General features: G+C 71.9%; 8 protein-coding genes and 2 pseudogenes. 3 read left to right on the top strand and 7 right to left on the bottom strand.

Annotated elements, in window-relative coordinates; genetic code table 11:
- Positions 1–92 precede the first annotated feature (92 nt).
- Positions 93–788, bottom strand: coding sequence for a class I SAM-dependent methyltransferase (locus ACLQ24_RS25925; protein ID WP_425894313.1), 696 nt, complete (start codon positions 786–788; stop codon positions 93–95).
- Between the two features lie 185 nt (positions 789–973).
- Between ACLQ24_RS25925 and ACLQ24_RS25920 the strand changes: the two genes are divergently transcribed.
- Positions 974–1,177, top strand: a complete 204-nt coding sequence (locus ACLQ24_RS25920) for a cold-shock protein (RefSeq protein ID WP_007462771.1) — start codon at positions 974–976, stop codon at positions 1,175–1,177.
- 48 nt (positions 1,178–1,225) lie between these two features.
- Here the strand turns inward: ACLQ24_RS25920 and ACLQ24_RS25915 are convergent, their stop codons facing one another.
- From ACLQ24_RS25915 to ACLQ24_RS25900, 4 genes and pseudogenes are all read right to left on the bottom strand, one after another.
- On the bottom strand, positions 1,226–2,494 hold the full coding sequence (locus ACLQ24_RS25915; protein WP_425894312.1) for an MFS transporter: 1,269 nt from the start codon (positions 2,492–2,494) through the stop codon (positions 1,226–1,228).
- A gap of 243 nt (positions 2,495–2,737) precedes the next feature.
- A complete protein-coding gene (locus ACLQ24_RS25910; protein WP_425894311.1) occupies positions 2,738–3,610 on the bottom strand; it encodes a hypothetical protein in 873 nt (290 codons plus the stop codon).
- Between the two features lie 159 nt (positions 3,611–3,769).
- Positions 3,770–4,793: pseudogene (locus tag ACLQ24_RS25905) on the bottom strand (CocE/NonD family hydrolase); the annotation flags it as partial.
- Between the two features lie 51 nt (positions 4,794–4,844).
- Positions 4,845–5,360, bottom strand: a complete 516-nt coding sequence (locus tag ACLQ24_RS25900; RefSeq protein WP_425894314.1) for a MarR family winged helix-turn-helix transcriptional regulator — start codon at positions 5,358–5,360, stop codon at positions 4,845–4,847.
- A gap of 122 nt (positions 5,361–5,482) precedes the next feature.
- Here ACLQ24_RS25900 and ACLQ24_RS25895 point away from each other — a divergent pair.
- Positions 5,483–7,608 (top strand): annotated as a pseudogene (locus tag ACLQ24_RS25895) (MMPL family transporter).
- Between the two features lie 58 nt (positions 7,609–7,666).
- On the opposite strand, the gene ACLQ24_RS25890 reads toward ACLQ24_RS25895, so the two are convergent.
- Positions 7,667–8,551: a transglycosylase SLT domain-containing protein gene (locus ACLQ24_RS25890; RefSeq protein ID WP_425894310.1), complete on the bottom strand. Its 885-nt coding sequence runs from the start codon at positions 8,549–8,551 to the stop codon at positions 7,667–7,669.
- 33 nt (positions 8,552–8,584) lie between these two features.
- Positions 8,585–10,000, bottom strand: a complete 1,416-nt coding sequence (locus ACLQ24_RS25885) for a DedA family protein (RefSeq protein WP_425894308.1) — start codon at positions 9,998–10,000, stop codon at positions 8,585–8,587.
- 133 nt (positions 10,001–10,133) lie between these two features.
- Between ACLQ24_RS25885 and typA the strand changes: the two genes are divergently transcribed.
- Positions 10,134–12,002, top strand: coding sequence for a translational GTPase TypA (gene typA / locus ACLQ24_RS25880; RefSeq protein ID WP_425894307.1), 1,869 nt, complete (start codon positions 10,134–10,136; stop codon positions 12,000–12,002).
- Positions 12,003–12,128: the final 126 nt, after the last annotated feature.

Here is a 12,128-nt window from a genome sequence, read left to right as displayed (position 1 = left end):
ATCCACCCGTCGGCAAAACCCAACACCTCAAACAAACAGCAGACTCTAAACCACAACAAAAGGTTTAATCGCAAGCTGAGAGGGACGGCGTGTCACGCGGGCCGCAGCACCCGCACCCGGCGCGGCGACGGGTCCACCGACGGTTCGGTGGTGGGCACCGGGTAGTCGGCCAGCACCAGCAGCCCGTCGGCCGGCAGGTGCCCCCGACCGGGGTCCCCGACCAGCACCTCGGCGCCGGAGGCGACGACCCGTCGCAGGAACGGCAGCATCCTTGCGGCCATCGCGCGGCTGTAGAACACGTCGCCGGCGACCACCAGGTCCGCGTCGGCGACGCCGCCGTCGAGCAGGTCGTCGCCGCTGGTGTCGACGGTGACCCGGTTGGCACGCGCGTTGACAGTGACGGCAGCCACGGCGTACGGGTCGATGTCGTTGGCGACGACGTCGGCCGCGCCGGCCAGCGCGGCGGCGATGGCCACCAGCCCCGACCCGGCGGCGACGTCGAGTACACGACGTCCGGCAGCCAGCTCCGGGTGGTCCAGCAGGTGCCGGGCCAGGGCCTGGCCACCGGGCCAGGCGGAGGCCCAGTACGGCGGCGACAGGGGGTGCCCGGCGAACGCCTCCATCCGGGCCCACCACACGATCGCGTCCTCGGCGAGGTGCAGCCGTACCTCCGGGACGAACGGGGTGGGCACCAGTCGGAGCCGGTCCAGGCCGGTGCCGGGCGCGTCGATCTCGCGCTCCAGCTCGGACAGCGCGGTGGCTGCGGCACCCCTCATCGGCGCAAGCATGCCGCACGACGGTGGGGTCGGGGTGGCTTTGGCACACGGCCGACGCGCAGTATTCATCTGAGTTCGAGTAAACACCTACGGCACTTCGGCCGGCAGATCGGGGGTTTGCCCGCTACTGTCGAACAGGTACGGGCGACCATCGGCCTAGAGGCCGGTGGTCCGCCGCTTTGAACAGGGAGAGATGCATGGCAACCGGCACGGTTAAGTGGTTCAACTCGGAAAAGGGCTTCGGCTTCATCGAGCAGGACGGTGGAGGGCCGGACGTGTTCGTCCACTACTCCGCCATCGCTTCGAGCGGTTACCGGGAGCTCAACGAGGGCCAGAAGGTCGAGTTCGAGGTGACCCAGGGGCAGAAGGGCCCGCAGGCGGACAACGTCCGCCCGATGTAGCTCCGTGCCGGTGGCGGCGGTCGGTCTCCGGTCGCCGCCGCAGTGCACTCACGACGCTGCCGGGGCGGCGGGCAGGTCCCGCCGCCTCCGGAGCGGCCCGATCAGCAGGATCAACGGGGTAAGCGCCAAACAGGTCGTCATCACGGTGGCAGCGGTGTCGACGCCGTAACGCGCAGCGAGCGCGCCGGCCAACACGGCCGCCAGCGGGATGGTGCCGTAGTTGAGCAGGTGCATGCTCACCGTCACGCGCCCGAGCAGGTGGTGCGGCGTGTACGTCTGCCGGAACGCGCCCTTGACGACATTGCCGATGGCGACCCCGGGGCCGACCAGTACGCCGCCGAGCGCCGGCCAGATCAGCCCGATGCCGGGTCCGGCCAACGGGATGAGCAGGGCGGGTGGGCCGGTGAGCGCCGCGCCGATGAGCATGGCGCGCGCGGTGCCACACCGCCGGGCAAGGGCGGTGGCCAGCAGCGCGCCGATGCTCATCACCCCGACCAGGACGCCGACCAGCCCCGGCGCGAGTCGTAGCTCGCGGACCAGAAACACCACCAGGACCGCCTGGTAGCCGGTCAGGCCGATGTTGCTGGCCGCCCCCATGAGCATCAGGACCCGCAGGTACGGGTCGCGGATGACGAAGCGCAGCCCCTCGGCCATGTCCCGCCGCAGCGACCGGGACCTGTCCCTGCCGACGGGACGCGGCTCGGTGGTGCGGATGCGCAGCAGGAGGGCCGCCGAGAGCACGAACGTCAGGGCGTCCAGCAGCAACGCGGCGACCGCACCGGCGAGTTGGGCGATCAGACCGGCGATGCCGGGCCCGACGACGTAGCTCACCGTCTGGGTGGCCTGAAGCTTCGCGTCTCCCTCGGGCAGTTGCTCGGGTCGCAGCAGCACCGGCAGGTAGACCTGGTCGGCGGTCTCGAAGAAGACCCGTGCGACGCCTGCACCGAGGGCCACCAGCAGCAACTGCGCGACGGTGCGGCGGCCCAGCAGGGCGGCCACCGGCACGCTGAGGAACGCGAGCGCGCAGAAGAGGTCGCAGACCACCATGAGCGGCCGGCGCGGCAACCGGTCCACCCACGCGCCGGCCGGTAGACCGATCAGCAGCCAGGGCAGCCAGGCCGCGGCGGTGAGGACCGCCACCTGGAAGGTGCTGGCGTCGAGCACGGCGACCGCCACCAGGGGCAGCGCGACATTGGTGACGTTGCTGCCGATGCTGCTGACCGTCTGGCCGGCCCAGAGCAGGCGGAAGTCGCGGTGCCGCAGCAGTCCGCCGACCGGCCGGATCGGGGCGGGACCGGTGCGGGTGGCCACCGTCACGGCCGGGCCGGTACGCCGTGGACGAACACGAACACCGGCTGGCGCTCGGCGCCGTCGTCGGGCAGCTCGCGGTCCTCCCAGCGGGCCAGCAGGGCGTTGATCTCGCCGCCCAGCTCGTCCAGCTCCTCGGGCGTGAGGTGCAGCCACCGGTCGGAGGAGAACGGCGCAACCTTTATTGCTCAACATTTGTTGCGGACCGACGGGCGGAAGGAGGCGGCCCGGTGGGGTCGGGCCGCCTCTCGTTCAGGCGACGAGCCGGCGGGCCAGCTCGTCGGCGACCTGCTTGGCGATGGTGGGTGGAATGGCCGCGGCGATCTCCTCCGGCGTCAGCCCGGCCAGCACGCCCTGGATGATCGCCTCCTCGTCGGTGAAGTCCTTCCCGGCCAGTGCGTTGAGCGTGCCCTGCAGGGCGGTGAGCTGCGCCGTCATCGCTCGCAGGTTCCAGGTGCCGGTTACCGAGGCACCGGTTTCGTCCCGGCCCTCCGCCATTCGGGTGTAGATCTGTCCGATCGGGTTGCGGCCGTCCAGCACGGTCAGGTTCTTGTAGACGGTCGCCAGCCAGTTGTGTTCTTCGGGGGTCATGTCTTCGTCCTCCAGGATTCCGATGGAGCTGAGGTAGCGGCGGAACAACGGCCGCTGGTCGCGACCGGCCTTGATGGCGTCGCGGAAGAAGCTGAAGTGGGTGTGCCAACGGTGCGAGCTGTCGCCGCTGGTGCGCTTGCCGAGCCGGTCCCACCGCTTCACGGTCACACCGTCGGGGCTGTAGATGATCTCGCGGATGTCCCGGGTGTCGGCCGCGTTCGCGGCGCACTGGTCCACAAACCAGAGCGAGAAACTGACCAGGGTGTGCATACGGCCACCGGAGCGGACCTCGAACTGGCCGACGTCCAGCGCCGACGCGTCCAGGGTCAGTCCGGCCCGGTCCCGGGGTGACTCGACCACTGAGTAGTCGTTCGGAACCACCCGGTCCGAGCCGCAGTGATAGCCGCCGCGGTGGGCCGGGTCGCCGACGATGCCGACCTCCGCCGGATCCAGGTCGTCCGGGCCGGGGGCGTTGTCGAGGTGGGTGAGGAGCAGGCTTCGAAGGGCCAACAGGTTATCCGGGGCCCGGGTCATGGGGTCCCCCTCTCAGCTGGGGCGGGGACCGGGCGCGACGTCACACCGCGTATGCGGTGTCGGGCTTTGGGCGAGCCCGGTCTGGTGGGTGCACGGCGCCGGGCGTTGACCCAACCATAGCCCGCATTCCGATAAATGCCCAGGTCAGAGCCGTTCTGTTCAGATAGGAGGCAAAGCCGGGGCAGAGTGGACGATCGGCAACAGCAGCACCGAGGGATGCGCCGGGTCATGCAGAACCTGCCGCCAACCAGCACGCAGCGTCACCGCCACGCCTAGGGGTTCCCCCGTGCCGGGGTTGCGCCCAGCGCGGATGGGCGCCACCGGCGACCTGCACCCGCAGCCGGTGCCCGGTGGCGAACCGGTACGCGGTCGGCCAGAGCGACACCGCAACCCGCAGCACCCCGGACGCGTCGGCGGGGAAGCGGTCGGGCGTCACCCGCACCAGACCGTCGCACACGTTCCACGATCGACCGCGCTGGTCCACATCGCACAGTCGCACGAAGACGTCCAGGTATGGCAGCTCGCTGCGGACGTGCAGCTCGGCGCGTACCGGACCGATCACCTCGATCGGCCGGTCCAGCGGGGCGCCGGTGTAGGTCGGCACGTCGGGGCGGGCTTCGACCTGCCGGTTGTCCACCGGACCGGCGCGCTGGGCGACCAGAAGCGGCCCACCCAGCGACGGGGTGGGGTCGGCCGGGTCGTACCGAAACTGGTCAGGCGTCGACGCGACCGGGGGACGTACCGCCAGCTCACCGCCCGGATGCAGGTGCCAGGCGGTCTCGACGGTAGGCGGCGGCCAGTCCGGGAGGTCCCGCCAGCCGCCGCCGGGACCACCCACGTGCAGCCGGCCGGACCAGGGCGGACGCGGGTGTCGCGGCCCTCGGCCCGCTGGTGGCGCGACCGTCAGGTGCTCGTCGAGCCAGGTCAACCCCTCGCGCAGCGCCGCCACGAAGAGCCCGGGGCTGCCGTGCGTCCACGGCCCGATCACCAGCCGCGGCCGGGCACCGGCGGCGCGCAGGGTGGCGTGGTCGTCGAGCTGGGCGCGCAGGGTGGCGTGGTCGTCGAGCTGGGCGCGCAGGGTGGCGTGGTCGTCGAGCTGGGCGCGCAGGAAGATGTCGTGCCAGCCGGTCACCATGACCACCGGCGCGCGTGCCCGGGCCACCCGGTCGGCGAAGACGCGACGGGCAGCCGTAGCGCGGCGGCGGCGAGGCGGGCCACGAGCCGGCCGGGCACGTCAGCCTGTCGTCCGGTGGGGCGCCCCGGGCCGGGCGGCACGGACCGCGTCGCGGTGTGCCCGCAACGACTCGCCCATCTCCGCCAGGAAGCGGTGCACCACCTCCAGCTCGTCCTCGTCGAAGCGGTCCATCACGGTGTCGGTGCGGGCGCCCAGCGGCCGGAAGAACTCCATGGCCAGGGCGGCGCCCTGGTCGGCGTAGTGCAGCAGTACCTTGCGCCGGTCGGCGGTGTCCCGGTCCCGGCGGATGTGCCCGGCCCGTTCCAGGCGGTCGATCAGGGCGGTGACCGAGCCGGACGACAGGTTGAGCTGCTCACCGAGGCGGCCGGGGGTGATCGGGTCGCCGATCAGTTCGGCGTCCATGACCGCGATCAGCGCGTTCAGATCGGTCGGGTTGAGGCCGTGCAGGTTGGCGAAGGCGTGACCGACCTGCTGGGCGTCCACCGCGTACCGCCGAAGGTTGTTGGTGATCTCCGCGACGAGTTGCTCGCGGCGCGTGTCGCGCCGCCGGTACATGCCGTGAGTCGCCACGTCGCGCTGCTTCTCCCCGTCGTCGGTACTCCGGTTGCAGCATAGAACAGCCGTAGATAATCTCGGCTATCAAGATACTTGGTGCTCGAAATACCTAGGGGTCAGCGATGTCCGTCTTCACCAGGGTCGCGCGTGGCCAGCTCCCGGCCTGGCTCACCGTCGCCGCCGCGCTCGTCATCGCCGCGGTCGTCTTCGGTGTGCCACGGCCGGACAACCCGGCCCCGGTCTCCGCCACCGGCCTGTCCGCCGAGTGGCATTCGACACAGGTGCAGCGCCTCCAGGACCAGCTACCCACCAGCGACGTCCAACCGGCCGTCGTGGTCGTCAGTCGCGGTGACGGCGCGGCGCTGAGCGGGGCCGACCGGGCCGCCCTCGCCGCCCGCTCCGGCGACCTGGGCCGGTTCGCGGTGGGCGGTCGGGTCAGCCCGACACAGGTCTCCCCGGACGGCACGGTCGCGCTCGTCGCCGTTCCGCTGGACACCTCCGGCGGTCAGGAGGAGGTAACCAGCAGGGTCACCGAGCTGCGCGACGCGCTGGTGGACCTGCCCGACCCGCTGGCCGCCGAGGTCACCGGCGCCCCCGCTCTCACCGCCGACCTGTCGTCGGTCTTCGAGGGCGCCGACGTCACCCTGCTCGCGGTGACCGCCGCCGTGGTCGCGTTGCTGCTGCTGATCACGTACCGCAGTCCGTTCCTGTGGATCGTGCCGCTGGTCGTGGTCGCCGCGACCGAACAACTCACCCTGCGCGCGGTGGACACGATCGTGCCGGCCGTCGGCATCAACCTCCAGCAGGGCCAGGTCACCGGCATCGCCAGCGTGCTGGTGTTCGGCGCCGCCACCGACTACGCCCTGCTGCTCATCGCCCGCTACCGGGAGGAGCTGCGGCGCGAGCAGGACCGCTTCGCGGCGATGCGGGCCGCGCTGCGTCGTACCGCCGAGCCCATCCTGGCCAGCGGCGGCACCGTGGTGCTCGGTGTGCTCACCCTGCTGCTCAGCGAGCAGGAAACGAACCGGGCACTCGCCGTGGCCTGCGCCACAGGTGTCGTCTTCGCCATGCTCTCGGCGCTGTTCGTGCTCCCCGCCGTGCTGGTGCTCTTCGGTCGCGGCCTGTTCTGGCCGTTCGTACCCCGGGTCGGCGGCCCGGTACGCGAGGGCCGGCTCTGGGGCCGGCTCGGCGCCGTCGTACGACGCCGACCGGTGGTGGTCGCGGTGCTGTCGACCCTGTTGCTCGGCGGCCTGACCCTCGGTGGGCTCGGCATCCGCACCGGACTGTCCGAGACCGAACAGTTCCGGGCCGCGCCCGAGGCGGTGACCGGCGCGCAGACCCTGGCCCGCGCGTTCCCGGCCGGCAGCACCCAGCCGGTGGCCGTGCTCACCACCCCGGCGGCGGTACGGGCGGTCACCGACGTCGCCTCCGCCGTACCCGGCGTGGCCTCGGCGCGACCGGGCGACGCCGGCCAGGCCGTCGCCCAGGTCGACGTCGTGCTGGACGCCGAGCCCGGCACGCCCGCCTCGGACCGCACGATCGAGGCGCTGCGCGACGCGATCGCCGCCGTGCCCGACTCCGCTCCCCCGGCCGTCGCCGGGGCAGACCCGCCCTCCGGCGCGATCGTGGGCGGCTCGGTGGCCGCGACGTACGACTCCGACGAGGCCAACGACCGGGACCTGCGGCTCATCCTGCCGGTCATCCTGCTGCTGGTCGGCGCGGTGCTGGTGCTGCTCCTGCGGGGCCTGGTCGCGCCGGTGCTGCTGGTGCTCACCGTGATCGCGTCGTTCTTCGCCAGCCTCGGCGCGGCGTGGCTGCTCTTCGACCACGTGCTGGACTTCCCGGCGCTGGACACCGGCGTGCTGCTGCTCGCCTTCGTGTTCCTGGTGGCGCTCGGCGTGGACTACAACATCTCCTGGTGACCCGGGCACGGGAGGACGCCCGCACCACCGGCACCCGCGACGGCATGCTGTCCGCGCTTCGGGTCACCGGAGGTGTGATCACGAGCGCCGGGGTGCTGCTCGCCGCGGTGTTCGCCGTGCTCGGCGTGCTGCCGCTGATCACCCTGACGCAGATCGGCGTCATCGTCTGCATCGGCGTCCTGCTGGACACCCTGCTGGTCCGCACGGTGCTGGTGCCGGCGCTGGCGTTCCTACTCGGCGATCGCTTCTGGTGGCCGGGCCGCGTCGACGCCCACCCGGACGTCGACGTCCTGGCGACGCCCGAGCCGGTGCCCGTACGCGACTGACCGCCCATGCGACGGGGGCGGGGCCGGGAGACACCCGATCCCGCCCCCGTCGGCGTGCTCAGTAGTCCAGGCAGACGCACTCGGTCATCAGGGCGCGCACGTTGCCCACGTACGACGGGTTGGGGATGGCGAGGGGCTCGCCCTCCTGCGCCACCGCGCCATGCCCGAAGTTGTACGCGGCGATGACCGCGTTGAGCAGGCAGGAGTCCAGTTCGGCGGTGCACAGGTCCGCGTCGAGCCGGAAGTCTGACTCGAAGTACATGTCGCCGATGTACTTGGTCAACCACGCCAGGTAGTTGGCCCCCAGGTACGCGTTGTCCCGGTAGTCGGCGATGTCGTAGCTCTGCTCGAAGCGTTGGTTCATCCAGGTCGCGGTGCCCGGCATCACCTGCATCAGCCCGACGCCGCCGTCGCAGGCATAGATGTTGGACTGCCAGCCGCTCTCCTGCCAGGCGGTGGCCTTGAGCAGGTTGAGCGGGATCTTGAGGTCCGGCGCGGAGCTGAGCCAGTAGGTGCGGGCGGCGGCGTCGGTCAGTGCCGCCTTCACGTCGGCGCGGCTCGCCTGGGTGCCCTTGTAGCTGGGCTTGCAGGACGACGGCGCGGGCTTCGGAGGCGCCGGCGGAACCCTCGTCTCGGTGGGCGCCTTGGCGACCACGCGCGGCTTCGTGGGAGGCGCCGCCCGGGTCGGCTTCTTCGACGGCGTCGGGGAGACGGACGCGCTACGGCTCGGGGCGGCGCCCATCGCCGCGACCCCGCTCGCCGAGGGGCGCGGCTCGACGGACGGCTCGTCGACCGGCTCGTCCGTCGGCGCCTCGGTCACCGCGACGGGGGCTGCGGCCTGGTCCTGCGGGCGTTCCCCCTTGCCGGCGCAACCGACCGCGCCGCCCGCGAGCAGCAGGCCAGCGAGCACGAGCGCGCCCACCCGACCGGTTCGTTGACGCATGGTGACCCTCCCCCGTCCGACAGTCGCCGCAGATTAGCAAGGTTCGACGGGCCGGCGATGCCCCTGCGACGGCCAGACCGGACCGGCCGACTGCTCCTGGTCTCCGACCGCCCGGTCCCGGGTTGCCCAGGCGACCATGAACACCACCGTCCACAGCACCCCCAGCAGTACCGCCGCCGCCGTACCGCTCGCCGTGTCCAGGCCGAGGTAGAGCCGTGCGGCCGCGACCCCCAGCACGCCCGCGGCTGCGGCCGTCCACGCGGCCACCGCCACCGGCCATCGCGCGCTGCGCGACACCAACCAGGCGAGGGTGCAGAGGCTCGCCGCGACCACGGCGTTCTGGGTCGAGAACGGGACGGCCTCGTGCGTGCCCGCGCCGTCGCCAGGTGTTCCGGTCAACTCGGCCACCACGGCGAGCATCACCAGCGGCACGAACGCGCCGACCGTACCGACCACGCTCAGCAGGTCGGCGCGCAGCGGACGGTTGCGCCACGCCAGCACCGCCGCCACCATCGCCACCAGCACGATCACCACCCAGCCGCGTACCAGTGACACCACGACCAGGGTGGCGTCGGCGGCGTCCGGGGTGCGGCGGGCCGTGAACCACGCGCCGACCGCCCCGTCCAGCGCCGCCAGTCCGCTGTTGCGTACCACTACGGCGAGCAGGCCGGCGATGGCCAGCCCGGCGGAGAAGAGCAGCAGCAGCCCGGCGGCCAGGTTGAGCAGCAGCGTCCAGCCCGGCCCGATCCGCATGGCCACCAGGAAGAACAGCACCCCGTAGCGGGCGCTGAGCCAGCGCACCGGCGGCAGCGCGGCGGCCCGCGACAGCAGCGCGCGCGCCGGGTCGGGGTTGCGGCCGAGCCACCGACCGGCGAGTACCACCCCCAGCAGTCCCGCCAGCAACGCCAGCGCCGCGCCGGTGGCCCGGCCGAGCACCCGGGAGACCGTGTCGTACGACTCACCGGCGAGGTGACCGAGCAGGATCGAGCCGGCCACCCAGGTCGCCACCCCGGCCAGATTCCACAGGGCGAACCGCCGGTACGGCATGCCGGCCGCACCGGCCAGCCGGGGCACCAGGGTGCGGGCGAAGGCCACCCACCGGGCGGCGAAGACCCCCCGACCACCCAGTTGGGCGAGCATGGCGTCGGCGCGGGCCCACCGCTGCGGCCCGACCCGGTGACCCAGTCCGGCGCGCAGCCGAGGGCCATACCGCCGCCCGGCGCGAAAGGCCAGCCCATCGCCGATGACCGCCGCGGCGGTCATCGCGAGCAACGCCGGCCCGAGCCGCAAGGTACCGTTGTAGGTGAGGAAGCCGACGAGCAGCAGGGTAGCCTCACCCGGCACGAGCAGGCCGAAGATCACCGCGGTCTCGCCCGCCACGATCAGCGCGGCGACCAGGTAGATCCACACGGTGGGCAGACCCTGCACCCAGGTCAGCAGGTCGTGCACTCAGGCCCCCGGGACACGGGAGCCAGCATGCCAGCCGGGGGAATCACCGGCACAGCGGTTTCACCATAGATCAGGGGCACCTGGGGGTGACCCCGACGCAGCCTGCGCGAGCGCAGGCGGAAGGATAGAGGGTATGCAGCTTCGCACCGACCTCCGCAACGTCGCCATCATCGCTCACGTCGACCACGGCAAGACCACCCTGGTCGACGCCATGTTGCGGCAGGCCGGCGCGTACGGCGCACGCGGCGAGAACACCGAGCGGGTAATGGACTCCGGTGACCTGGAGCGGGAAAAGGGCATCACGATCCTGGCCAAGAACACCGGTGTGCGCTACCTGCCGGCGGACGGCTCCGACCCGGTCACCATCAACATCATCGACACCCCCGGCCACGCCGACTTCGGCGGCGAGGTCGAGCGCGGCCTGACCATGGTCGACGGTGTGGTCCTGCTCGTCGACGCCAGCGAAGGCCCGCTCCCGCAGACCCGCTTCGTGCTGCGCAAGGCGCTGCGGGCCCGGATGCCGATCATCCTGGTGATCAACAAGGTGGACCGCCCGGACGCCCGGATCAAGGAGGTCGTGGACGACACCTACGAGCTCTTCCTCGACCTGGACGCCGACGAGGAGCAGATCGACTTCCCGATCGTCTACGCCTGCGCGCGGGACGGCATCGCCTCGCTGACCCAGCCGGCCGACGGCTCGGTGCCCGACGACAGCGACTCCCTGGAGCCGCTGTTCCGCACCCTGCTGGACACGATCCCGGCCCCCGCGTACGAGGACGGCGCACCGCTGCAGGCGCACGTCACCAACCTGGACGCCTCGCCGTTCCTCGGCCGCCTCGCGCTGTGCCGGGTCCGCCAGGGCACCATCAGCAAGGGTCAGACGGTGGCCTGGTGCCGCACCGACGGCAGCACCCAACGAGTCCGCATCTCCGAGATGCTGATGACCGAGGGTCTGGAACGCAAGCCGGCCGAGACCGCCGGCCCGGGCGACATCATCGCCGTCGCCGGCATCTCCGACATCATGATCGGTGAGACCCTCGCGGACCCGGAGAACCCGGAGCCGCTGCCGCTGATCACCGTCGACGAGCCGGCCATCTCGATGACCATCGGCACCAACACCTCGCCGCTGGTCGGCCGGGTCAAGGGCTCGAAGGTCACCGCGCGGATGGTCAAGGACCGGCTCGACAAGGAGCTGATCGGCAACGTGTCGCTGCGGGTCCTGCCCACCGAGCGTCCGGACGCCTGGGAGGTGCAGGGCCGCGGCGAGCTGGCGCTGGCCATCCTGGTCGAGCAGATGCGCCGGGAGAGCTACGAGCTGACCGTCGGCAAGCCGCAGGTCGTCACCAAGGAGATCGACGGCAAGACCTGCGAGCCGGTCGAGCGGCTGACCATCGACGCGCCCGAGGAGTACCTGGGTGCCATCACCCAGCTCCTCGCCACCCGCAAGGGCCGGATGGAGCAGCTGGTCAACCACGGCACCGGCTGGATCCGGATGGAGTGGCTGGTGCCGGCGCGTGGCCTGATCGGCTTCCGCACCGAGTTCCTCACCGACACCCGGGGCACCGGCATCCTGCACCACGTCTTCGAGTCGTACGAGCCGTGGTTCGGTGAGCTGCGCACCCGCAACAACGGTTCGCTCGTCGCCGACCGCTCCGGTGCGGTCACCGCCTTCGCGATGATCAACCTGCAGGAGCGCGGCCAGCTCTTCGTCGAGCCGACCACCGAGGTGTACGAGGGCATGATCGTCGGGGAGAACTCCCGCTCCGACGACATGGACGTCAACATCACCAAGGAGAAGAAGCTCACCAACATGCGGGCGTCGACCTCCGACGAGACCGAGAAGCTGATCCCGCCGCGCAAGCTCTCCCTGGAGCAGGCCCTGGAGTTCTGCCGCGAGGACGAGTGCGTCGAGGTCACCCCGACCGCGGTGCGCATCCGCAAGGTCGTGCTCGACCAGCAGCAGCGTGGCCGGGCCGCCGCCCGCCGCAAGCACGCCGGCTGACCACACCAGCACCGGGCGCGGGGGGGGGGGGGGGGGGGGGGGGGCCGGGGTTGCGGTGGGTGGGTGATGTGGGGTTGCCGGTGTGGCGGCGTGCGGGTGTGGTGCCGGGGCTCGCCTCGGGTGATC

The organism is Micromonospora sp. DT4 (assembly GCF_049841675.1).
GTDB lineage: Bacteria > Actinomycetota > Actinomycetes > Mycobacteriales > Micromonosporaceae > Micromonospora.
This window is presented reverse-complemented; position numbering and strand designations above follow the sequence as displayed.

Coding starts and splice junctions, on each gene's coding strand:
- ACLQ24_RS25925 (WP_425894313.1), bottom strand. CDS start 788: ATGCTTGCGCCGATGAGGGGTGCCGCAGCCACCGCGCTGTCCGAGCTG.
- ACLQ24_RS25920 (WP_007462771.1), top strand. CDS start 974: ATGGCAACCGGCACGGTTAAGTGGTTCAACTCGGAAAAGGGCTTCGGC.
- ACLQ24_RS25910 (WP_425894311.1), bottom strand. CDS start 3,610: ATGACCCGGGCCCCGGATAACCTGTTGGCCCTTCGAAGCCTGCTCCTC.
- ACLQ24_RS25900 (WP_425894314.1), bottom strand. CDS start 5,360: ATGTACCGGCGGCGCGACACGCGCCGCGAGCAACTCGTCGCGGAGATC.
- ACLQ24_RS25890 (WP_425894310.1), bottom strand. CDS start 8,551: ATGCGTCAACGAACCGGTCGGGTGGGCGCGCTCGTGCTCGCTGGCCTG.
- typA (WP_425894307.1), top strand. CDS start 10,134: ATGCAGCTTCGCACCGACCTCCGCAACGTCGCCATCATCGCTCACGTC.